Source organism: Nonomuraea typhae, from assembly GCF_009760925.1.
GTDB classification, from domain to species: domain Bacteria; phylum Actinomycetota; class Actinomycetes; order Streptosporangiales; family Streptosporangiaceae; genus Nonomuraea; species Nonomuraea typhae.
This window is the reverse complement of sequence record NZ_VRLV01000001.1, coordinates 1,200,666-1,222,847: the sequence shown is the minus strand read 5'-3', so window position 1 is coordinate 1,222,847 and position 22,182 is coordinate 1,200,666. Positions and strand designations below refer to the sequence as shown.

The following is a 22,182-nucleotide window of genomic DNA, read 5'->3' as shown; positions in this document are numbered from 1 at the left end:
TTGACGACCAGGGCCGCCCGATGCACCCTGTGTGGGAGCGCTCCCAGATGTGCTCCCACACCATCCCCCACCCAGAGGCGCACCCGATGAAGCCCACGCGTCCGACCACCGCCGTGATCATGACCGCCGCCCTGGCCGCCTGCGGCACCACCGCCACACCCCAGACCCCCGCCAAGCCCGCGCCGATCACGATCACCGTGCACACCTTCGGCGGCGGCGAGAACTTCGGCTACGACCAGGCCGTCGCCTCCTGGAACGCCGCCCACCCCGACATCCGGGTCGTCTACCAGAACCTGACCGACCGCTTCGAGGACGTCTACCTCCCCCAGCTCCTCCAGCGCCTGCAGGCGGGCAGCGGCGCCGCCGACGTGGTGGCCGTGGACGAGGGCGCCATGGGCCTGATGGCCGCCCGGCCCCAGTTCTTCACCGACCTCGGCCAGTACGGCCTGCAGAACCGCAAGGCCGACTTCCCGGCGGCCAAGTGGGAGGCGGGTGTCAACGCCGACGGCAAGCTGTTCGCCCTGGGCACCGACATCGGCGGCATGACCATGTGCTACCGCAGGGACCTGTTCGAGAAGGCCGGCCTGCCCACCGCGCGGGAGGAGGTCGGCAGGCTGTGGCCCGACTGGAACGCCTACCTGGAGGTCGGCAAGAGGTTCGAGGCCGCCGGGACCGGCGCGAAGTTCATCGACGGCCCGAACACCCTCTACAACGTCATCCTCAGCCAGGAGGCCCCCAAGCACGGCAACGTCGCCTACTTCGACAAGGGCGATCAACTCGTCCTGGAGAGCAATCCGGCGATCAGGACCGCGTTCGACCGGGTGCAGGCGTTCAGCAAGGCCGGGATGACCGCCAAGCTGCAGGCGTGGAGCCCGGCCTGGGACAAGGCCATCAAGGGCGGCGGGTTCGCGACGATGGGCTGCCCGTCGTGGATGCTCGGCGTCATCGAGGGCAAGGCGGGCCCGGCCGGCCAGGGCAAGTGGGATGTCGCGGCGGTGCCGGGCGGCTCGGGCAACTGGGGAGGATCCTGGCTGGCCGTGCCCAGGCAGAGCAGGCATCCCAGGGAGGCGGCGCGGGTCCTCGACTTCCTGACCGGCAAGGACGGGCACGTCATGGCCTTCGAGGAGGCGGGCGCCTTCCCGAGTTCGCTGCCCGCCCAGCGGGATCCCAAGGTCACGGGGCTGACGAACGCTTACTTCAGCGACGCGCCCACGGGGCGGATCTTCTCCGCCTCGGTCAAGGATCTGCTGCCGGTCTTCCTGGGTGAGAAGCACGCCCAGGTGAAGACCGCGGTCGAGAAGGTCATCGAGGGCATGGACCAGGGGGCGGTGCCGTACGAGGAGGCGTGGGCGAGGTTCGTGGCCGCCGGTGTGAAGGCCGCGGGCTGAGCATGTCCGTGCGCCTCGCTCACCAGCCGCCCGCGCGGCCGCGCCCGTCCTCCGGGCAGCGGCCGCCGGCGCGGGAGCCCGCCTCCCAGGGGGGCCGGTGGTCCCGCTTCGACCTGCGCGGCATGCCGTACGTCCTGGTCTCGCCCTACTACCTGCTGTTCGCGGTCTTCGGCGCCTTCCCCCTCGGCTACACGTTGTGGATCTCGCTGCACGACTGGGAACTGGCCGGGGACAGGGCCTGGCTGGGCCTGGGCAACTACGCCGAGCTGGTCGCCGACGCCGCGTTCTGGAACGCCGTGGGCAATACGGCGGGCATGTTCGTCCTGGCCACGATCCCGCAGGTGCTGCTGGCCCTGCTGCTGGCCGGCGCGCTCCACAAGCGGCTCAGAGGGCGGCTGCTCCTACGGCTGGGCGTGCTGCTGCCGCTGGTCACCTCGGTGGTGGCGGTCGCGGTCGTGTTCAGCCAGCTGTTCGCCCGCGACTACGGGCTGGTCAACTGGGTGCTCGGGCTGACCGGCGCCGGCCCGGTCACCTGGCAGAACGAGAAGTGGTCGGCCTGGATCGCCATCGCCGTGATGGTCGACTGGCGCTGGACCGGCTACAACGCGATCATCCTGCTGGCCGCGATGCAGACGATCCCGCGCGAGCTGTATGAGGCTGCGGCGATGGACGGAGCCTCCTCGCGCCGGCAGTTCTGGCGCATCACCGTGCCGATGCTGCGGCCCACGCTCGTCTTCGTGGTGTTCGTCTCCACGATCGGCGGCCTGACGCTCTTCGCCGAGCCGGTCATGTTCGAGGGCAATCCGATGATGACCGGCGGCACGACCGGCCAGTACCAGACGGTGGCGATGTTCGTGGTCAAGGAGGCATTCCGCGACTTCGACATGGGGTACGCGGCGGCGGCCGCGTGGCTGCTGTTCGTGCTGATCCTGCTCGGCACGCTGGTCAACTACCTGTTCACGAGGCGGATCCGATGACCAAGGCGACCGTGCTGACGAGGGCGGGGCTGGCGGTGGCGCTCGTGCTGTCGGCCTTCCCGATCTACTACATGTTCGTCATGGCCACGCGGTCCAACGAGGACGCGCTGGACACCCCGCCGCCGCTGCTGCCCGGCGGCCTGCTCGGCGAGAACGTGCGCCGCCTGCTGGCCGCCGAGGACGCGCACTTCCTGACCGGCCTGGTCAACTCGGCGATCGTGGCGGGCACGGTGACGGCGTCGGTGGTGGCGATCTCGACGCTGGCCGGGTTCGCCTTCGCCCGGCTGCGCTTCCCCGGGGCGCGGGCGCTGCTCGGGCTGATTCTGGTGACGATGATGGTGCCGCTGCAGCAGATGGGCGTGGTCCCGCTGTATGAGCTGATGGTCGCGCTCGGCTGGACCGGGCAGCTCCAGGCGGTGATCCTGCCGTTCCTGGTCAACGGGTTCGGCGTGTTCATGATGACGCAGTACGCGACGCAGGCCGTACCCGGCGAGCTGGTGGAGGCGGCGCGCGTGGACGGCGCGGCCACGCTCGGCATCTACTGGCGGGTCGTGCTGCCCGCGCTGCGGCCGGGCATGGCGGTGCTGGCGCTGCTGGTGTTCATGCAGACGTGGAACGAGTTCCTGTGGCCGCTGATCGTGCTCGACCCGGACAACCCTGTCGTGCAGACCTCGATCGCGGCGCTCAACTCGGCGCACGGCACCGACTACGTGATGGTGTTCACCGGCACGGCCGCCTCAGTGCTGCCGCTGTTCGTGGTGTTCGTCCTGTTCGGCCGCCAGATCGTGGGCGGGCTCATGGAAGGCGCGGTCAAGGCATGACGGATCGATTCCCGGCGGACTTCGTGTGGGGCGCGGCGACCTCGGCGCACCAGGTCGAGGGCGCGGCCGGCCTGCGCGGCGTCTCCATCTGGGACACCTTCTCGCGCACGCCCGGCCGGGTGGTCGGCGGCCACCACGCGGACGTGAGCGCCGACCACTACCACCGCTACCGCGACGACGTGCGGCTCATGGCCGAGCTGGGGCTGACCGCCTACCGCTTCTCCGTCTCCTGGCCGCGCGTGCAGCCGGACGGCACGGGCGCGATCCGCCAGAAGGGCCTGGACTTCTACCGCCGCCTCACCGACGAGCTGCTGGCCCACGGCATCCAGCCCTGGCTGACGCTCTACCACTGGGATCTGCCGCAGGCGCTGGAGGACAAGGGCGGCTGGCCGGAGCGCGACACCGCCTACCGCTTCGCCGACTACGCGGCGGCCGTGCACGAGGCGCTCAAGGACCGCGTGCACACGTGGGCGACGGTCAACGAGCCGTGGTGCGCCGCCTTCCTGGGCCACGCCTCGGGTGAGCACGCGCCGGGCCGCCGGGATCCGGCCGGCGCGGTGCGGGCGGCGCACCACCTCAACCTGGCGCACGGGCTGGCCGTACAGGCGATCAAGCCGTCGCGGGTGGGCGGCTGCGTGAACCTCTACGCGATCACGCCCGCCACCGGGGACGACCACGACGCCGCCCGCCGGATCGACGGGCTGCAGAACCGCTTCTTCCTCGACCCGATGCTGAAGGGCGGCTACCCCGAGGACGTCCTGGACGACCTGCGCATGGAGCTGGATTTCATGAAATGCCGGGACCTGGCGGTCATCTGTCAGCCCATCGACCTCCTCCTCGTCAACTACTACAGCCGCTTCACCGTCTCCTCCCGCCCGGGACCGGCCTCGGCCGTCGCCGCCCCCACCGTCACCGCCTCGCCCTGGGTCGGCAGCGAGCACGTCTCGTTCGTCTCCGGCGGGCGCCCGGTCACCGAGATGGGCTGGGAGATCGACGCCTCCGGCCTGGTGGAGGTGCTGACCCGGGTGGCCTTCGACTACCGGCCGATCCCGATGGTGGTCGCCGAGAACGGGGCCGCCTTCCCCGACGTCGTCGCCGGCGACCGCGTTCACGACCCCGGCCGCGTGGCCTACCTGCGCGACCACCTGGCCGCGTGCCTGTCCGCGATCCGGCTCGGCATCCCCCTGCAGGGGTACTTCGCCTGGTCGCTTCTGGACAACTTCGAATGGGCGTGGGGGTACGGCAAGCGGTTCGGGCTCGTCCACGTCGACTTCGCCACCCAGCGGCGGCTGCCCAAGGACAGCGCACTCTGGTACGCCGAGATCATCCGGCAGAATAAACGCCATGAACCGACCGACTCTTGAAGCCGTCGCCGTCCGCGCCGGGGTGGGCCGTGGCACGGTGTCGAGGGTCATCAACGGCTCGCCCAACGTCAGCGCCAAGGCCCGCGCCGCCGTGCGCCAGGCCATCGAGGAGCTCGGCTACGTTCCCAACCGGGCCGCCCGCACGCTCGTCACCCGGCGCACCGACACGGTCGCGCTGGTGGTGTCGGAGTCGGAGCTGCGGGTCTTCGACGAGCCGTACTTCGCCGGCACCATCCGCGGCATCGGCTCGGCGCTGGCCGAGACGGGCCTGCAGCTCATCCTGGCCATGGCGCAGTCTCAGGAGGAGCACGACCGGCTCGAGCACTACCTCACCGGCCAGCACGTCGACGGCGTGCTGCTGCTGTCGCTGCACGGCGCCGACCCGCTGCCCGGCCGCCTCGAGGCGATGGGCGTGCCCACCGTGCTCGGCGGCCGTCCGGTCGGCCTCGACCCCTACAGCTACGTGGACATGGACAACCGCGGCGGCGCCCGCCAGGCGGTCCGGCACCTGCTGAGCGCCGGCCGCCGCCGGATCGCCACCATCGCCGGCCCCCAGGACATGGGCGTGGGCGTGGACCGGCTGGCCGGCTACCACGACGCGCTGCTCGCCTCCGGCGCCCCCGGCCTGGTGGCCTACGGCGACTTCTCCGAGGACAGCGGCGCGGCGGCGATGCGCGGGCTGCTGGCCGAGCACCCGGGGCTCGACGCGGTCTTCGCCGCCTCCGACCTCATGGCCGTGGGCGCGCTGCGCGAGCTCAAGGCGGCCGGGCGGGCGGTGCCCGGCGAGGTGGCGGTGGTCGGCTTCGAGGACTCCAAGGCCGCCCTGCACACCGACCCGCCGCTGACCACCGTGCACCAGCCGACCGAGCTGATGGGCCGCCAGATGGCCCGGCTGCTCGTGGCCCGCATCAACGGCGAAGAGCTCCGCCAGCCGGTGGTCATCCTCGACACCCATCTGGTACGGCGGGCGTCGGCCTGACCGGCTGTGACGGCCGTTCCCCCATCATGTGATGAAACGATGACAACGCGGCCGGTCCGCCGATGCGCCTGGTTGCCTGCTGGTCATGCACACGAGAAACCTCTCCGCCGTCCTGGCCGTGGCCGGGATGGCCGTCCTCGCCGGCTGCGGCGGCGCCTCCACCGCTGAACCGGCTCCGGCCGGGAGCGGCGTCAGGCTGCTGTGGATGGGCGACTCCATCGCCGGCGCGCAGGCCCCGGCGCTGGAGGCGGCCATGAAAGCCGGCGGCGCGGCGTTCAAGGACATCACCTCCGACGGCGGCGGCAACGTGGTCTCCGGCGGCCACGAGGTGACCACCATGGCGGCCAAGGACACCTGGAAGGCGCTGAAGGAGAACCTGGCCTCCTTCCGCCCGACGGTGGTCGCGTACCAGGTCACCACCTACGACTGGGGCACCGCGCAGCAGCAGCTGTCGGCCTACCGGAAACTCGCCAAGACGGTCCGGGACTCCGGAGCGCGGCTGGTGCTGGTGTCCGCTCCGCCGTACAAGATCGACGCGTTCTACAAGCCGCACGAGCGCGCGATCGAGAGCGCGCCCGCGATGGCCGCCAAGGCCGCCGAGGCGGGGCAGGCCCGCTACCTCGACGCCGCGCAGTTGTGGGGCCGCGACTACGCCGCCGGTCAGGCCCAGCGCGCCAAGGACGGCATCCACTCCTGTCAGCAGGGCTCGGCCGCCTTCGCCGCCTGGTTCGGCAAGCAGCTCGGCACGCTGGTCGCCTACACCCCGGCCGAGCCCGGCGCGTGGGCCACCGGGGCGTGGACCGGCGACGAACGGTTCGCCAAGCTCGGCTGCGGCTGATGGCCGCCGGCCGGTCGCACGTCGGGGCGCTGGACGGGCTGCGCGGGCTGGCCGTCGCCGCGGTGCTGCTCTTTCACGCCGGGATCCTGGACGGCGGCTTCCTGGGCGTCGACCTGTTCTTCGTGCTGTCGGGCTTCCTGATCACCGGGCTGCTGCTGGAGGAGCTCGGCGGGAGCGGCCGCCTGGACCTGGTCGCCTTCTGGGGGCGCAGGGCCTGCCGCCTGCTGCCCGCGCTGACACTCATGGTCGCCGGCACCCTCGTGCTGGCGTGGGCGCTGGCCGAGAGGAACCTGCTCGCCGCCGCCCTCCAGGACGCGCCCTGGGTGGCCGCCCAGAGCGTGAACTGGCACTACATCGGCGAGCGGATCGGGTACTGGAACGCCTCCGGCACCCGCCTGTTCGCCCATCTGTGGAGCATCGGCGTCGAGTGGCAGTTCTATCTCGTCTGGCCGCCGGTGGTGATCCTGGCCGGACGGGGGCCGGCCGGGCATCGGCGGGTCGCGCTCGTCGCGCTGGCCGGCGCGCTCGTCTCGCTCCTGCTCATGATCAGGCTCGGGGCGGCCGTGGACACCACCCGCGCCTACGAGGGCACGGACACCCGGGCCTTCTCCCTGCTCCTGGGCGCCGCCGCGGCCACCGCGCCCGCCCGCGCCGCCGTGTCCCGGCTGTCGCACACCGCCGTGACCGCGATCTGCCTCCCGCTGCTGGGCGCGCTGGCCGCCGCCTGGCTGCTGACCGGCGGGGAGAAGGCGCCCGGCCTGTTCCAGGGCGGGATGTTCGCCCACTCCCTGGGCAGCGCCGTCCTGATCGCGCTGCTCGCCCACGCCCCCGGCAGCCCGGTGGGCCGAGTGATCGGCAGCGCCGTGCCGCGGGTGCTGGGAGAGCTGTCCTACAGCCTGTATCTGTGGCACTGGCCCCTCTATCTCCTGCTGCCGCGGTCCATGACCGTCCTCGCGGCGGGGCTGTCGCTGCTGGCTGCGGTAGTCTCGAAGGTCGCCGTCGAGGATCCGGTACGGCGGCGCGCCCGGTGGACCCGCGGCCGGCGCGGATGGGCGGCGCTGGCCGCCACGGCAGTGCTCGTCGCGGGACTGTGGGCGGCCATCCCACGACCCGAGCCCGGTGCCGGAACCGTGGACGTGAGCAGGCTCACCCGGCCATGACCCTCCAGGAGGCGAACACATGCCACAGCTAGCCGGCCGCGTGGCGGCCGTCCTGGCCGCGGCGGCGCTGGCCGGGTGCGGGATCAGCGACACCGGCGCGCGCCCCGCGGGCCCGCCGGCGCAGGGCGGACTGAGCGAAGCCGGCGACCGGCTGCTGCGGGTGTACTTCGTCACGCCCCAGGGCACCTGGCCCGTGTCCCGGCCCGCACCGGCCGGAGACCGGCTGCAACCGGCCATGGACGCGCTGCTGGCCGGTCCCACGGCGGCCGAGCGCGCCCGGGGGCTGATCACGCAGGTGCCCGCGGCGGCCGGGCCGATCCGGGCCAAGCCGGCCCGCGGCCGGGTGGAACTCCGCGTGCCCTGGCTGGTGAGCACCCTTCCGCCGCAGGCGGTGAGCCAGCTCGTGTGCACGGCCGCCGCGGCCCGGGGCGACGGCACGATCGTCGACGTGTTCGAGCCCGTCGCGGCGGACGAGCCGTGGCCCGTGAAGTGCGACGAGAACGGAACGGCCGTCCCGGCCCGGCAGGGAGCCTCATGACCCGCGTCCTGGTGATCGAAGACGACCCGGCCGTGCGCCGCGGGCTCAGCGTCGGGCTGCGCCACCGCGGCCACGAGACCCTCCTGGTGGCCAGCGGCGAGGACGGGCTGGCCGAGCTCGTCGCCGGCGCGCCCGACGTCGTGCTGCTCGACCTGATGCTGCCCGGCATGAGCGGCCTGGAGACCTGCCGCCGCATCCGCGCCTTCAGCCAGGTGCCCATCGTGATCCTGTCCGCGCGCGACGACGACGTGGACGTCGTCGTCGGGCTGGAGGCCGGGGCCGACGACTACGTGATCAAGCCGGCCAGCGCCGAGGTCATCGAGGCCCGCATGCGCGCGGTGCTGCGCCGTACCACCCAGCCCGCCGCCTCCGGCCAGGCCCGCACCACCCACGGCGACCTGGCCGTCGACCGGGTCGCCCTGCGGGTGCTCAAGCAAGGCGAAGAACTCGCGCTGGCGCCGACGGAGCTGAAGCTGCTGCTGTTCCTGTCGGCCGCGCCGGAACATACCTTCAGCCGCCAGCAACTCCTGGAGCAGGTGTGGGAGCACTCCTTCCACGGCGACTACCGGCTGGTCGACGCCTGCGTGATGCGGCTGCGGGGCAAGGTCGAGGACAACCCGCGCGCGCCCCGCTACATCCAGACGGTGCGGGGCTTCGGCTACCGGTTCGGGCCGCTGTGATCCGGCTGCGAGCGGCGCGCGGCCTGCGGGCCCAGCTGGTTCTGGTCTTCCTCCTGGTCACCACGCTCGGCGGGGTGACCGCCGCCGCGCTCACCTTCCGGCAGGGCCGTACCGCGATCGTGGAGCGCGCCGAGGACGACGCCCTGCGGGAGCTGCGGGCGCACGTCACCGCGCGGGCGCCCGACCTGCCCGCCGATCCCGCCGAGACCGACCTGCGCGCGCTGGCGGTGCAGCTCGACCGCGCGGCGGGCGCGCGCGCGTGGCTGACGGCCGTGTCCTACCGCGGCGGCCCGCTCGTCACCGCCGGGACGCGGGCGCCGCCGCTGCCCGCGCACCTGCGTGCCCGCGCCGCCACGGCGGGCACCGCGCTGACCCAGCGCTTCCACCACGGCCAGACGCCCTGGCTGGCCGTCGCCCTGCCCGTCACCCCCGTCACCGCCGCCCGCCCGCAGGGTCCCGCGCCGGTCGTCGTCTACGCGTCGTTCTCCCTGGCCTCCCAGCAGCGGGACGTGGACTCCCTGGCGGCCGCCGCCCGCGCGGGAGCCGTACCGGTCGCGCTGGCCTCCGTCATCCCCGCGCTGCTGGCCGCGCGCAGGCTGCTGCGCCCGCTGCGGCGGCTGCGGGCGGCCGCCGAGCAGATGGCGGGCGGCAGCCTCGACACCCGCGTGCGCGTCACCGGCGACGACGAACTGGCCGACCTGGGCCGCACGTTCAACACCATGTCGGCGACCCTGCAGGCCGACGCGGCGGCGCTGCGCGCCATGGAGGCGCGGGCGCGCCGGTTCGCCGCCGACGTCTCCCACGAGCTGCGCACGCCGCTGGCCGCCATGGGCGCGGTCACCGAGGTCCTCGACGCCGACGCCGCCTCCGGCCGCCTGTCCCCGCTGACCGCCGAGGCGCTGCAGCTGGTCTCCGACGAGACCCGCAAGCTCACCCGCCTGGTCGAGGACCTGATCGAGGTGTCCCGCTTCGACGCCGGCGCCGCCGTGCTCCACCTCGACGAGGTCGATCTGGGCGAGCTCATCACCAAGACGCTCGCGCTGCGGCACTGGCAGGACCGGGTCGGCACCGACCTCCCCGCCGGCCTGCGCGCCCGCGTCGATCCGCGCCGCCTCGACGTCATCCTCGCCAACCTCGTCGGCAACGCCCTCCGGCACGGAGGTACGGCGGCGCGCCTCCGGCTGCGGGCGACCCCGGACCAGATCACGGTGACCGTCACCGACGACGGCCCCGGCATCCCCGCCGGCCTGCTGCCCCACGTCTTCGACCGCTTCACCAAGGCCGACACCGCCCGCACCAGAACGGAGGGCAGCGGCCTCGGCCTGGCCATCGCCGCGGAGAACGCCCGCCTGCACGACGGCACCCTCACCGCGGCCAACGCCCCTCGCGGCGGCGCCGTCCTGACCCTCACCCTGCCCAGGAGACCGGCGTAGACCTCCTGCTGGAGGCCGCCGCGCGCGGCCGCGGGAGCCTCAGGAGGTGGCGGTGGCGTAGGCCCTGGCCAGGTTTTCCCAGGTGGTCTGGGCGTTTCCGGTGGTGGCCAGGCGGTTGGTGACGACCGTCAGGGTGACGCCGCGGGTCAGGTCGGTGGCGCCCATCGAGGTGAAGCCGCCGTAGGCGCCCGCGTGGCCCTGCCAGGTGCGCTTGGCGATTTCGGTGCGGTAGGTGGCCATGCCGTACGTCTCGCCGGCCGCGACCGCCTGGGGTGTCGGGGTGGTCATCGCGGTGAGGGTGGCGGGGCGCAGGAGGCGCTTGCCGACGAAGAGGGCGTCGAGGTAGCGGGCGGCGCCGTAGGCGGTCCCGGCGAACAGGCCGTCGCCGAACGGCAGGCCGTACACGTCGGTGGGGATGCCGGTGGCGCCGAAGGCGGTGAAGTAGTCGGTGAGGGCGCCGTTGCTCTCTTCCGCGTAGCCGTGGGCGAAGCGGGGGTAGGCGCTCTTGGAGCGTTCGGCGGTGAGGTGGTCGCCTCGTTCGCCGGTTTTGCGGTAGAAGGTTGCCAGGTCGCGTTCCAGGGCCTTCTCCCCGCCGGACACCTTGGTCAGCACGTGGGCCAGGAGGATGAATCCGGTGTTGGAGTACGCGTAGCTGGTGCCGGGTTTGACCGGCTTGCGGATGCCGGGGGCGAGCATGGCGAAGGTGTAGGGCCTGTCCGGCTTGTACTGCTTGCCGGGCGGGAAGAGCGGGGCGACGCGCGGGTCGGCGTACACGTCCGGGTAGCCGGCGGTGTGCGTGAGCAGCATCCGGAGCGTGACCACGCCCGAGCCCGCCACCTTCTTCCCGGTGTAGGCGGAGATCGGCGTGTCCAGCGCCAGCTTGCCCTTCTCGACCAGGTGCAGGGCGTACGTGGCCAGGACCGACTTGCCGAAGCTCGCCAGGCTGAACATCGTCGTGCCGGTGACGGGGGCGGGCGGGTCGTCGATCGCCCTGCCGGTCTTCGCCGACCAGATGACCTTGCCGTTCCGCATCGCGACGGCCTGCACCCCGGGACCGTCCGCACCGCCGGTCGCCGCGGCGAACGCCTTGTCCAGGGCGGCTCTCACCGGGTCCTCGCCGGTCAGGGCCGTGGCCGTTCGGGGAACGCCTGCCACGGTGGCCGTCAGGACGGTGGCCGCCACCAGAAGTCTTCTGATCATCGGTACCCTTTCGCTGTGTCTGGACCGCACTCCGAGACTCGCAGCGCGGGCGGGACGCGGCCTCCTTCCCCGGGACGAACCGCGAATCGGTCTTTCGGCCATCCATATCAGACTAAAGACCACACACCGCTAAGATCATCCGCATCGTCACCCGAGTATGGGCGGCCGCCGGGCGATACCGCTTCGGGCGTCTGGCCGCCGTCGCCGTCGCGCTCTACCTGATCGCCGTCGCCGCCGCCGCGGCGCACGCCGTCGTGTCCGGCGACCTGGTGGCCCTGTCGGTGGCCGCGACGGGCGCGACGGCGGCTCTGGCCGTGCGGGACGGCTGGCTGGGGCCTCTGCTCGTGGGGATCGCCGGGCTCAACGCGTGGATGGTGTGGCAGGTCCTGCGGGGTCCGGCGCTGCCGCGCGGCCAGGGGTCGCCGCGCGGCGTGGTCTGGGTGCGGCGGCTGCTCTATGCGGGCATCGCCGCCGACTGGGTGATCTGGGAGCTCCTCGAGCTGCTGTCCCGTCCCGCGGTGAACGTCGCGAGCCGCCTCATGTGGGTCGTCACGGTGTTCCTGCTGCTGCGCGCAGTGCCCGGCGTCTCCTTCTCGTTCCGGGCGGCGGCTCTGGCCCTGTGCCTGATCGGCAAACTGGGCCCGGCCGTGATGGCCTCCCTCGGCTTCGTCCCTTCCGCGATGACCCTGATGGTGCTGGCCGGGTCGGGCTCCACGGTGATGATCCTCCTCGCGCAGCGCCGCGACGGCCGGTGGAGCGGCGCCACGATCGGGATCGGGTGGATCTCCCTCGTCGCCCCGATGGCCTTCCTGATGCTCACCCTCGTCCTCTCGAGCGTGGACATGGTGGTCAACGGCACCGGGCTCGTGTTGAGCGCGCTCGACGTGGCCGGCACCGCGTGGCTGGCCCGTACCGCCCACGAGCTCGCCGCCGAAACCGGCGCGCCCTCCGCCGCACCCGCGCGCGGGCCGCGGCTGCTCGTCGCCGGCGCGCTGGTGCTCCCCCTCGCCGTCGTGGGGCCGGAGGAGGCCGCGCGGTTCAGCTTCGGCGCCGCGTGCGACGAGCCGGCCCCGCCGTACGCCCAGGTCGCGGCGCAGGACCGGCGGAAGGCGTTCCTCTGCCGGGCCAGGCGGGGGATGTTCCCGGCGGAACTTCCGGATCAGCGCATCCTGGGGTACGGCGCGCGGTTGTGCGCACTGCCGGGCGCCGGGGAGCGGCAGGCGCTGCTGCGCCGGGTGGACGGGGCCGGGGAAGAGGACGAGATGGACGACGCCCTGGAGTTCCTGTGCCCTGAGGTCATCGCCGTACGGCGGGCGGGCCGTGCCCGGGAGCAGGCGGAGCACGAACGGAACCGGGCACGGGCCGAGGCCGCGTGGAAGGCCCGGCTGGCCACGATCAACGCCCGGTGCGCCGATCCCTGGCCGAAGCTGCCGGGCCGGCGGCAGGGCACCTCGGCGTACCTGCTCTTCGAAGGGGGCGGCTACGACCTCTACGACGACCGGGATCACGGCGAGGGCCCGGCGGCCGACCCCTTCAAAGCCATCGACGACGGGTTCATCGACGCGGCGGGCGGCAGCGCCGCCGTCACCACCTACGGCACCAACGAGCCGATGTGCCTGACCGTCAAGGCGTACCGGGCCGCCCCGCCGCTGCGGCTCGCGGGCTGGGACAAGGTGGTCGAGGTGGGCCTGGTCAGCCGCAACGGGCGCCTCGTCGTGCCGCCCTACCCCGAAGGCGGCGACAGCGGCGCGATCAGGGCCCTGCCCAACCTGGCGATCGCCGGCCCCGGCCGCTACCGGGTGCGCGTCTACGCCCGCCGGTCCGAGCAGGACCGGGACGACCCCGACGTCCCCGCCGAGGAGCACCTGGTCGTCGTCTACCCGGGGCGGTCCGCGGAGAGGGTCGTGCACCGCCCGTGGCGGTGACCGGACGGCCGGCGCGCCCGTCAGCCGCCGAGCGGCAGGCTCGCCAGCGGATTCTGCAGCAGGTTCCCGGAGGACGGGGCCGGGGAGCCCGGCCCCTCCGCACCGGCCAGCTTCCTGCACAGCTTCTTCGCCTGCGCCTTGCTGAGCGTCTTGCCGTTCTTCTTGGCCTTCGCCACCAGCGCGCCCGGCTTGCAGTGCGTGCCGGCCTCGGCGGCGGCGGGCGGCAACGCTCCCATGCCGATGGCGGCGCCGGCCAGCCCGATGACCGCCAGTCGCACCGCAGCCTGCGTGAACCTCATGTGTTCTCCCTGGTGTTGTCCGTGGAGGCGCCGGTCTGGCGGCCTCGCACCAAGCCAACCCCGGCGGCCGCCCCCGGGGCCCGGTAGCAACGCAACGTTGACACGACGCAGGTCAAACCCAGGTCTTCGGCTACCCGGCGGCACCGCCCGTGACCGGGCCGCCGGGGGAACGGGCACCTGCGGGTTCCCGGCGCCCGGCACCGCCCCCGGCGGGCTCCAGGCGGGCGGGCGCGGGCTTGACCAGCCGATATCCTGAACATCATCCAGAGTTGGCGAAAGGAATCCCCGTGCCCCCTCTTGCCGGCGGCGGTTACACCGCCGAGATCAGCGAGCGCGGCGCCGCGCTCCGCGTGCTGCGGCACGGCGAACGCGATCTCGTCACCTCCTGGCCCGAGGGCGGCCCGATCCCGTATTACGCCGGCACGATCCTGGCCCCCTGGCCCGGCCGGATCGCCGGCGGCGCCTATGCCTTCGACGGCCGCGAGCATCAGCTGACGATCAGCGAGCCGGAGCGCGGCCACGCCCTTCACGGGCTGGTCGCCGATGCCGGCTGGCGGGTGGTGGAATGGCTGGCCGCCGAGGACGACCACGCCTTCGTACGGCTGGCCCACGCGCTCACCCCGGCGCCCGGCTACCCGTTCCGCCTGGACCTTCAGGTGACGTACCGGCTGGACGCCCGCGGGCTGACCACGACCGTCACCGCGGTCAACGCCGGCGCCGCCCCCGCGCCCTACGGGTGCGGCCCGCATCCGTGGCTGCTCGCCGACGCCGACATGCTGCACGTCCCGGCCGCCGAGCTGCTGGTGACCGACGAGCGGATGATTCCGGGCGCGCCGAAGAGCGTGGCGGGCACGCCGCTCGACTTCCGTACGGCCCGGCCGATCGGCGGCCTGACCGTCGACCACACCTACACCGGCCTGGCCGAGGGCGAGGTACGCGTGGGCGGCACCCGCCTCACCTGGGACCCCGCCGTGCTGCCCTGGGTGCAGGTGTGCACCGGCGCCCAGTTCGGCTACGAGGGCGTGGCGGTGGAGCCGATGACCTGCCCGCCGGACGCCTTCAACTCCGGTGCCGGGCTGGTGGTGCTCCAGCCGGGTGAACGCCATGAGGCGAGCTGGACCATCGGCGCCGTCTGAGGCCCCTGGACGATCTCCAGGTATGCCGGGAAGAATCCGGTTGTGTGGAGAGCAGAACGAAGCGCCGCCTGTCCCCCTCGGAGCTCGACGCGCTGGCGCGGCGGGCGATGGGGGTCGGGGTCAGCGAGGCCGTCGAGCTGACCGACGGCTTCGCCAACGCGGTCTGGCGGCTCTCCCTTGACGACGGCCGCGAGGTGGTGCTCAAGCTCTCCCCGCCGCCCGGTCTGCGGCAGCTCACCTACGAACGTGACCTGCTGCGGATGGAGGCGGCGGCGATCGAGCTGGCCGGGAGTGCCGGGGTTCCGGTGGCGGGGCTGCTGCGGGCCGGGTTCGACGATCCGGTGCTCGGCGGCGACTACCTGGTGCTGACCGCCCTCGACGGCACGCCGTGGAACCGCAGCGCGCCCGAGGACCCGCAGGGGGTGCGCCGCGAGCTCGGCCGCCACCTGGCGCGCCTGGCCTCGGTGACCGGCGAGGTCTTCGGCTACCCGCACAACGGCATCACGGCGCCGACCTGGCGCGCGGCCTACCTGGCGATGCTCGACGCGCTGCTGGCCGACACCCTGCGCTACCCGACGCCGCTGCCGGTGCCCGCCGGGGAGATCAGGAGGGTGGCCGGTGCCGCCGCCGAGGTGCTGGACGAGGTGCGCACGCCGAGCCTGGTGCACTTCGACGTCTGGCCGGGCAACGTCTTCCTGGCCCCGCCCGGCTCGGCCAACGGCCGCATCCAGGCGATCATCGACCTGGAGCGGGCCTTCTGGGGCGACCCGCTGGCCGACCTGGTCACGCCCACGATCTTCGGTGAGCTGGCCGAGACCGACGCGCTGCTGGCCGGGTACCGGGAGGTGCGCCCGCTGGAGCTGACGCCCGCGGCGCTGGCCCGGGTGGACCTCTACCGCGTCTACCTGTATCTGATCCTGCTGGTGGAGAACGGACCGCGGCAGTACCCGGAGGAGGACTACGCGCCGCTGCGGGAGCTGGCCACCACCTCGCTGGCGAAGGCGGTGGAGGCGCTGCGCTGACGGTCCCCCGCGCCGGCCGCCCGGACGGCGTGGCCGATCGTGGCGGTCCCTGGAGACCCCGTGCCCAGGGACCGCTCCCGCTCCCCGCCGCGGTGCCGACGAGAAGCTCGTGGGCGCCGCGCACGTGCTCAGGCGGCCGCGGGGCTCTTGCCTTCGGCGAGGCTGAGCGCCTCGACCAGCCGCGCGTACAGCTCGTCGGTCTCCAGGAGCTGCGCGTGGCTGCCCTGGGCGCGCACGCCGCCGTCTTCGAGCACGACGATCGTGTCGGCGTCGATCACCGTGGACAGCCGGTGCGCGATCGTCACCACGGCGCCCGTGCGGGCCCGCTCGGCGACGGCGTCGTGCACGGCCGCCTCGGTCAGGCCGTCGAGCTGGGCGGTGGCCTCGTCGAGCAGCAGCACGTCGGGGGTGCGCAGCAGCGCCCTGGCCAGCGCGATCCGCTGCCGCTGCCCGCCGGAGACCGACGTGGGCGACAGCTCCTCGTCCAGCTTGCCGATCATCTCCTCCAGCCGTACCTGCTGCAGGACCGCCGCCAGTTCCTCGTCGCCGGCCTCGGGGTGCGACAGGAGCAGGTTGTCGCGGATCGTCCCCGGCACGACCGGGGTGTCCTGCTCGACGTAGGCGAGCCTGGCGCGCACCTGCTCGTGGCTGAGATTCCGGTACGGCACGCCGTCCAGCAGGATCTCGCCCTCCTGCGGCTGCAGGAAGCGCAGGACCAGGGAGAACAGCGTGGTCTTGCCCGCCCCGGACGGCCCGACGATCGCCAGGTGGCCGCGGCGCGGGACCACCAGGTCCACCCCGTTGACGGCCGGTTCGGCGTCGGGCGCGTAGGCGGCGTGCACGCCGCGCAGCTCCAGGATCGCCGCCGCGGGCCCGTCAGGGGTGGCCCCGGCGGCGGCCGGGCCGGTGTTCTCCTGCTCGAGCGTGTCGATGCCGCGGATGCGCTCGGCGGCGGCGATGCCGCCCTGAAGGCTGGTGACGTTCTGGCTCAGCTCGGTGATCGGGTCCATGAGCGCGAACGCGTACAGCAGGAAGGCGATCAGGCTGGAGACCTCCAGCGCGCCGAGGCTGACCCGCCAGGCGCCGACGCCGAGGATGAGGATGATCGCTATCTGGACGCCGGACCAGGCCAGCGTCCACGCGAACGCCTCCCGGCGGACCGCGCGGATGCTGTGCCCGGCCGATTGGCGGGCGTCGGCGATGATCTGGTCGGCGGTGCGCTCCTCGGCGCGGCTGACCTTGATGGTCCGGATCGCGCGCAGCGCGCCCTCCAGGCGCCCGCCGACGCGGCCGATGTGTTCCTGGGCCTGTTCCTGCGCCTTGGCGATCGCCGGCATCAGCGTGGCGAACAACAGGCCCACCACGGCCACGGCGGCGACGGTGGTGCCGAGCAGCACGAGGTCGAGCACGCCCATGAGCACGAGCGTGCCGGCGAGCATGACGGCGCCGTTGACCAGGCCGATGACGCTGGAGGAGGCGGCCTCGCGCATCAGCACGGTGTCGGAGGTGACTCGTGTGACCAGCTCGCCGGAGGGCCGCTTGGCGATCGCCGGGACCGTGGCCCGCAGCAGGCGGCGCACCATCGACTCGCGCGCCTCCAGCACGACGCGTTCGCCGAGGGCGCCCAGCATGATCCATTGCCAGGTGAGGAGCACGATGCCCATGACGAGCAGGCCGAGCAGGGCGGCGATCGGGGCGGCCAGCGACAGCGAGGCGCCGAGTGAGTCGAGCACCCATTTGGTGACCATGGGCGTGGTCAGGCTCATGGCCGACCCGAGCAGGGCCAGGAACAGGCCGAGGATCAGCTTGCCCTTGTGCGGCCGGGCGAAGGTCCACAGGATGTGGAGCCTTGGAAACCTTTTCGGAGCACTCATGGACAACAGTGGAACACACTTGTTCCGCAAAGGGCAAATGAGTTTCATAGTGGTACGGTGAGCCCATGACCCTCGCTGAGACAGGACTCCGGGCGCGCACCCGCCGCGCCATCCTCGACGCCGCCTTCGCCACCCTCACCGGCAATTCGGGCGCGTCACTCAGCGACGTGGCGGCGGCCGCCGGGGTCGGCCGCACCACCATCCACCGCTACTTCCCCGAGCGCTCCGACCTCATCACCGCCATATCCGAGGACCTCCTCGACAAGATCGCCATCGCCACCCGCCGCGCCCGGCCCGACGACGGGCCCGCCATTCAGGCCCTCGACCGGCTCTGCCAGGAGTATTTCGAGCTCGGCGACTACCTCATGCTCGCCTTCACCGAACCGCACATCATCACCTCGGCCGACTGGGAGACCGAGAGCCCCAGCGACCGGGTGCTCACCGCGACGATCGAACGCGCCCAGCGCGAGGGCGACCTCGACGGCCGGATGCCGGCCTCGTGGGTGCAGCAGGTGATGTGGGCCCTGTTGTACGCCTCCTGGCAGCACATCCGCGAGGACGAGGCGCCCAAGCACGACGCGCTCAGCCTCTGCCTCCTCGCCTTCCGCAAGGCCGTGGCCACGAGCTGACCCCTGGGGCGAGCCGGGAACCCGACCGGGATGACCCCGGGTCAAGCCGGCGGCAGCTCGGCCAGCATGAGCGGCACGGTGGTCGGCCGCTCGGGCCCGGCCTCCGGTTCGAGCGTCAGCACCACCCGCGCCACCCCCTCCTTCGGCACGGGCCGCATCATCCCGTTCCTGGCGCCCAGCATGCCCAGGGGCCGCGGCCCGGCCGGTTCCATGAGCCAGAGCTTGTACGCCTTGCCCTCCTCCGGTTCCGGCAGTCCCGAGACGGCCAGCACCATCCGGCCGCGCGCCCGGGAGACGACGATGGTCGCGCTGCCGCCCGCCGCCACCGGCCGCCGCATCGTCCGCGCGTCGGGCGCGGCCACGACCGCCATCATCTCCCGCTGCCTGGCCGTCGTGGCCGTCCGCTGCTCGGCCAGTTCCCGCTCGGCGGCGTCGCGCGCCTGGCCCTGCGCCGCCAGCCCGCGCCGCGCCTCCCCCAGTTCCCGCTGCCCCTGGATCACGAACGCCCCGAGCACCAGCGCCGCCGCCGTGGACACCGCCGCCAGCCCGGTCGTCGCCCGGCGCGCCCACCTTCCCGGCAGCACCGCCACACGCCCCTCCGGCTCCTCCCCGGCCGGGCCGTTCTCACGGCCTTGCGCGACCGGCTGGGCGGGCGCGGGCGCGGACCAGGTGACAACCGGGTTGCCCGTGCGCCAGGCAGGAGTGGCGGTGCCGGCGACGGGCCACGGGTGGACGGTCGCGGGTGACCCGCCCGGCGCGGGCGCGTGCGCCTGCCGTACCTGCCGGGCGGCGGCGATGACGCGCTGACGGAGGGCGGCGGGCGGCGGTTCGGCGGCGGCGAGCGCGAGGCGTGCGGCGGTCTCGCGCAGATGGCGCACCTCCCGGCGGCAGTCGGCGCAGCGTGCCAGGTGGCGCTCGAACCGCACGCTCTCCGGACCCGGCAGCGCGTGGACGGCGTAGGCGCCGGTCAGGGCGTGGAGGTCTTCGTTCATGGGTTCGCTCCCAGCCGGTATGACCCGTCGCGCAAGGAATGCCGCGCACGGGATGGAGCGTCACGGGACCGTCCTGGTCGAGGCGGGGGCGGGCCTGGGCGCTCACATTCCTCATTCGGCCCCTCGGGCTTCCCGGATGCCGGACCTTGCGCATTTCCCGGAGCGGGGCAACAGTTTCATTGGGTGATGAATAATGAGTTGCGTGATTGCGGGAGGCGGCCCGGCCGGCGCGATGCTCGGCCTGCTGCTCGCCCGCTCCGGCGTCAAGGTGACGCTGCTGGAGAAACACGCGGACTTCCTGAGGGACTTCCGGGGCGACACCATCCATCCATCGACCATGCAGGTGCTCGACGAGGTCGGACTCATCGACGACTTCCTCGCACTGCCACACCGCAAGACCCGCCGGCTGATCCTCATGACCGACGACGGCATGAGGGAGCTGACCCGCCTGAGCGGGCTGCGCAGCCGCTACGACTACATCGCCATGGTCCCCCAGTGGGACTTCCTCGACCTGGTCACCGGCGCGGCCAAGCGGCACCCCGGATTCGAGATGATCATGAACGCCGAGGCTTACGACCTGATCCGCGAGGACGGCGCCGTCCGCGGGCTGCGCTACCGCGACCCGACCGGCGAGCACGAGATCCGCGCCGCCCTGACGGTCGCCGCCGACGGACGGAACTCCACGCTGCGCGAGGTGGCCGGGCTGCCCGTCAGGAACCTGGGGGCGCCGATCGACGTGCTCTGGTTCCGCCTGCCACGGGCGGCGGCCGACACCGAGGAGACGTTCCTGCGCGTGGCCGCCGGATACTTCGTGGTCGCCATCAACCGCGAGACCTACTGGCAGATGGCCTGCGTCATCCCGAAGGGCGGCCTCGCCGACCTGCGGGCCCGTGGCATCGACGCCTTCCGCGAGCCGCTGCGCCGCCTGCTGCCGTTCCTGGACGACCGGCTGGCCGCCATCGAGGGCTACGACCAGCTCAGCATGCTCACCGTCAAGGTCGACCACCTGGAACGCTGGCATCTGCCCGGCTTCCTGTGCATCGGCGACGCCGCGCACGCCATGTCGCCGGTGTTCGGGGTGGGCATCAACCTGGCCGTCCAGGACGCGGTGGCCACCGCCAACCTCCTGGCCGGATCCCTGCGCTCCGGCGCGCCCATCCCCGAGTCGACGCTGCACCTGCTGCAGAAACGCCGCATGTTCCCCACGAAGGCGACCCAGGCGGCCCAGCGGTTCGTCCAGGAACGCCTGCTGCGCCCCACCCTGGGCCTCGACGGCGGCAAACCGCCGCGCGTCCCCACCGGCATCACGCGCATCCCCGTTCTGAGCGGCGCCCTGAGGCGGTTCGTCGGCTTCGGCATCCGCCCCGAGCACGTGACCACGCGCGCCTCATCCTGACCGTCTTTCCGGTACGGCCCAGCCGTACCGGAATCTTCCTGAACGTGAGAACACGTTCTCAGAGTGTGGAACGGACGGTCGGATACGAGGGCGGAGTGGAATACTCTCGTTTGTCGTGAGCGCACTGAGCAACCTCGATTCCTGGCGGGCGCTTCCCGCCGCCCAGCAGCCCGACTGGCCCGACCCCGCCGAGCTCGGCAAAGTCGTGGCCGAGCTGCGGACTCTCCCTCCTCTGGTGTTCGCCGGCGAGTGCGACCAGCTCAAGGACCAGCTGGCCGAGGTGGCCGCAGGACGGGCGTTCGTGCTGCAGGGCGGCGACTGCGCCGAGACCTTCGCCGGGGCCACCGCCGACAACGTGCGCAACAAGCTCAAGACGCTGCTGCAGATGGCCATCGTCCTCACCTACGCGGCCAAGGTGCCGGTGGTGAAGATCGGCCGCGTGGCCGGGCAGTTCGCCAAGCCGCGTTCCAAGGGGACCGAGACCCGCGCCGGCGTCACGCTGCCGGCCTACCGGGGCGACATGGTCAACGGATTCGACTTCACCGAGGAGTCCAGGGTCCCCGACCCGTGGCGGCTGCTGAAGGCGTACCACTCCTCGGCGGTCACGCTCAACCTCGCCCGCGCCTTCACCAAGGGCGGCTACGCCGACCTGCGCCAGGTGCACGCCTGGAACCAGGACTTCGTGCTCGAGTCGCCCGCCGGGCGCCGCTACGAGCAGCTGGCCAGGGAGATCGACCAGGCCCTGGCGTTCATGCGGGCCTGCGGCGCCGAGCCGGAGGAGTTCCACACGGTGGAGTTCTACTCCTCGCACGAGGCGCTGATCCTCGACTACGACCAGGCGCTCACCCGCATCGACTCGCGCACCGGCCGGCCGTACGACGTCTCGGCGCACATGGTCTGGATCGGCGAGCGCACGCGGCAGCTCGACGGCGCGCACGTCGAGTTCTTCTCCCGGATCCGCAACCCGATCGGTGTCAAGCTCGGCCCCACCACGACGGCGAGCGAGGCGCTCACGCTGATCGAGAAGCTCAACCCGGACAACGAGGCCGGCCGCCTGACGTTCATCACCAGGATGGGCGCGCCCAAGATCCGCGAGCTGCTGCCGCCGCTGGTCAAGGAGGTCACCGCGTCGGGCGCGCAGGTGGCGTGGATCTGCGACCCGATGCACGGCAACACCTTCGAGGCGCCGAGCGGCCACAAGACCCGCCGCCTGAACGACGTCCTGGACGAGGTGGCCGGCTTCTTCGAGGTCCACCGCGCGCTGGGCACCCACCCGGGCGGCATTCACATCGAGTTCACCGGCGACGACGTGACCGAGTGCGTCGGCGGCGGCCAGGAGATCGCGGAGGATGACCTGGCGCTGCGCTACGAGACCGCCTGCGACCCGCGCCTCAACCGGTCGCAGTCGCTGGACCTGGCCTTCCAGGTGGCCGAGCTCTACCGCTCGGCCTGACCGTCCCTTCCCGTACGGCGGAGCCCGGCTCCGCCGTACGGCACGGCCTTCTTGGGCCGGCGGGCATGCCGCACCTCC

The 22,182-nt window shown here is 72.9% G+C and carries 20 protein-coding genes; 16 read left to right on the top strand and 4 right to left on the bottom strand.

All coding sequences use genetic code 11. The features are described from left to right. The first annotated feature begins 86 nt into the window (after positions 1-86). The 10 genes from FVE25_RS05675 (at position 87) to FVE25_RS05630 (ending at position 10,178) form a co-directional block, all read left to right on the top strand. The gene (locus tag FVE25_RS05675) at positions 87-1,388 is read left to right on the top strand and encodes an ABC transporter substrate-binding protein (RefSeq protein ID WP_246266635.1); all 1,302 of its coding nucleotides are present in this window, start codon (positions 87-89) and stop codon (positions 1,386-1,388) included. Positions 1,389-1,390: 2 nt separating this feature from the next. After that, complete coding sequence (locus FVE25_RS05670) at positions 1,391-2,365, top strand: carbohydrate ABC transporter permease (protein WP_157245537.1); 975 nt, start codon at positions 1,391-1,393, stop codon at positions 2,363-2,365. After that, positions 2,362-3,186: a carbohydrate ABC transporter permease gene (locus FVE25_RS05665; protein ID WP_157245265.1), complete on the top strand. Its 825-nt coding sequence runs from the start codon at positions 2,362-2,364 to the stop codon at positions 3,184-3,186. The genes FVE25_RS05670 and FVE25_RS05665 overlap by 4 nt, the downstream gene beginning before the upstream one ends. After that, complete coding sequence (locus FVE25_RS05660; RefSeq protein WP_157245264.1) at positions 3,183-4,550, top strand: GH1 family beta-glucosidase; 1,368 nt, start codon at positions 3,183-3,185, stop codon at positions 4,548-4,550. The genes FVE25_RS05665 and FVE25_RS05660 overlap by 4 nt, the downstream gene beginning before the upstream one ends. Then, the gene (locus tag FVE25_RS05655; RefSeq protein WP_157245263.1) at positions 4,531-5,529 is read left to right on the top strand and encodes a LacI family DNA-binding transcriptional regulator; all 999 of its coding nucleotides are present in this window, start codon (positions 4,531-4,533) and stop codon (positions 5,527-5,529) included. The genes FVE25_RS05660 and FVE25_RS05655 overlap by 20 nt, the downstream gene beginning before the upstream one ends. A gap of 85 nt (positions 5,530-5,614) precedes the next feature. After that, positions 5,615-6,367 carry an SGNH/GDSL hydrolase family protein gene (locus FVE25_RS05650; RefSeq protein WP_157245262.1) on the top strand — a complete coding sequence of 251 codons (753 nt, stop codon included), beginning with the start codon at positions 5,615-5,617 and terminating at the stop codon, positions 6,365-6,367. Further along, positions 6,367-7,527 (top strand): acyltransferase family protein, encoded by a 1,161-nt coding sequence (locus FVE25_RS05645; protein WP_157245261.1) that lies wholly within the window; start codon positions 6,367-6,369, stop codon positions 7,525-7,527. Before FVE25_RS05650 ends, FVE25_RS05645 begins: the two co-directional genes overlap by 1 nt. A gap of 19 nt (positions 7,528-7,546) precedes the next feature. After that, positions 7,547-8,065, top strand: a complete 519-nt coding sequence (locus FVE25_RS05640) for a hypothetical protein (RefSeq protein ID WP_157245260.1) — start codon at positions 7,547-7,549, stop codon at positions 8,063-8,065. Next, the gene (locus FVE25_RS05635; RefSeq protein ID WP_157245259.1) at positions 8,062-8,745 is read left to right on the top strand and encodes a response regulator transcription factor; all 684 of its coding nucleotides are present in this window, start codon (positions 8,062-8,064) and stop codon (positions 8,743-8,745) included. The genes FVE25_RS05640 and FVE25_RS05635 overlap by 4 nt, the downstream gene beginning before the upstream one ends. After that, on the top strand, positions 8,742-10,178 hold the full coding sequence (locus FVE25_RS05630; RefSeq protein WP_219825314.1) for a sensor histidine kinase: 1,437 nt from the start codon (positions 8,742-8,744) through the stop codon (positions 10,176-10,178). Before FVE25_RS05635 ends, FVE25_RS05630 begins: the two co-directional genes overlap by 4 nt. Positions 10,179-10,217: 39 nt before the next feature. Here FVE25_RS05630 and FVE25_RS05625 read toward each other — a convergent pair whose 3' ends face one another. Then, positions 10,218-11,378 carry a serine hydrolase domain-containing protein gene (locus FVE25_RS05625; protein ID WP_157245258.1) on the bottom strand — a complete coding sequence of 387 codons (1,161 nt, stop codon included), beginning with the start codon at positions 11,376-11,378 and terminating at the stop codon, positions 10,218-10,220. A gap of 254 nt (positions 11,379-11,632) precedes the next feature. Between FVE25_RS05625 and FVE25_RS05620 the strand changes: the two genes are divergently transcribed. Further along, positions 11,633-13,303 (top strand): hypothetical protein, encoded by a 1,671-nt coding sequence (locus FVE25_RS05620; protein WP_157245257.1) that lies wholly within the window; start codon positions 11,633-11,635, stop codon positions 13,301-13,303. 20 nt (positions 13,304-13,323) lie between these two features. Here the strand turns inward: FVE25_RS05620 and FVE25_RS05615 are convergent, their stop codons facing one another. Next, positions 13,324-13,602, bottom strand: coding sequence for a hypothetical protein (locus tag FVE25_RS05615; protein WP_157245256.1), 279 nt, complete (start codon positions 13,600-13,602; stop codon positions 13,324-13,326). 287 nt (positions 13,603-13,889) lie between these two features. Between FVE25_RS05615 and FVE25_RS05610 the strand changes: the two genes are divergently transcribed. Then, complete coding sequence (locus tag FVE25_RS05610) at positions 13,890-14,738, top strand: aldose 1-epimerase family protein (RefSeq protein WP_246266631.1); 849 nt, start codon at positions 13,890-13,892, stop codon at positions 14,736-14,738. 44 nt (positions 14,739-14,782) lie between these two features. Continuing rightward, positions 14,783-15,760 carry a phosphotransferase family protein gene (locus tag FVE25_RS05605; protein WP_157245255.1) on the top strand — a complete coding sequence of 326 codons (978 nt, stop codon included), beginning with the start codon at positions 14,783-14,785 and terminating at the stop codon, positions 15,758-15,760. 128 nt (positions 15,761-15,888) lie between these two features. Here FVE25_RS05605 and FVE25_RS05600 read toward each other — a convergent pair whose 3' ends face one another. Then, complete coding sequence (locus FVE25_RS05600) at positions 15,889-17,634, bottom strand: ABC transporter ATP-binding protein (RefSeq protein ID WP_157245254.1); 1,746 nt, start codon at positions 17,632-17,634, stop codon at positions 15,889-15,891. A gap of 65 nt (positions 17,635-17,699) precedes the next feature. Between FVE25_RS05600 and FVE25_RS05595 the strand changes: the two genes are divergently transcribed. Then, positions 17,700-18,263 carry a TetR/AcrR family transcriptional regulator gene (locus tag FVE25_RS05595; protein WP_157245253.1) on the top strand — a complete coding sequence of 188 codons (564 nt, stop codon included), beginning with the start codon at positions 17,700-17,702 and terminating at the stop codon, positions 18,261-18,263. A 41-nt stretch (positions 18,264-18,304) separates the two neighbouring features. Here the strand turns inward: FVE25_RS05595 and FVE25_RS05590 are convergent, their stop codons facing one another. Then, on the bottom strand, positions 18,305-19,255 hold the full coding sequence (locus FVE25_RS05590) for an anti-sigma factor (protein ID WP_157245252.1): 951 nt from the start codon (positions 19,253-19,255) through the stop codon (positions 18,305-18,307). A 193-nt stretch (positions 19,256-19,448) separates the two neighbouring features. On the opposite strand from FVE25_RS05590, the gene FVE25_RS05585 reads away from it, so the two are divergent. Both FVE25_RS05585 and FVE25_RS05580 read left to right on the top strand, forming a co-directional pair. Then, positions 19,449-20,651 carry an FAD-dependent oxidoreductase gene (locus tag FVE25_RS05585; protein ID WP_157245251.1) on the top strand — a complete coding sequence of 401 codons (1,203 nt, stop codon included), beginning with the start codon at positions 19,449-19,451 and terminating at the stop codon, positions 20,649-20,651. 115 nt (positions 20,652-20,766) lie between these two features. Further along, positions 20,767-22,104 (top strand): class II 3-deoxy-7-phosphoheptulonate synthase, encoded by a 1,338-nt coding sequence (locus tag FVE25_RS05580; RefSeq protein ID WP_157245250.1) that lies wholly within the window; start codon positions 20,767-20,769, stop codon positions 22,102-22,104. The last annotated feature ends 78 nt before the right edge of the window (positions 22,105-22,182 follow it).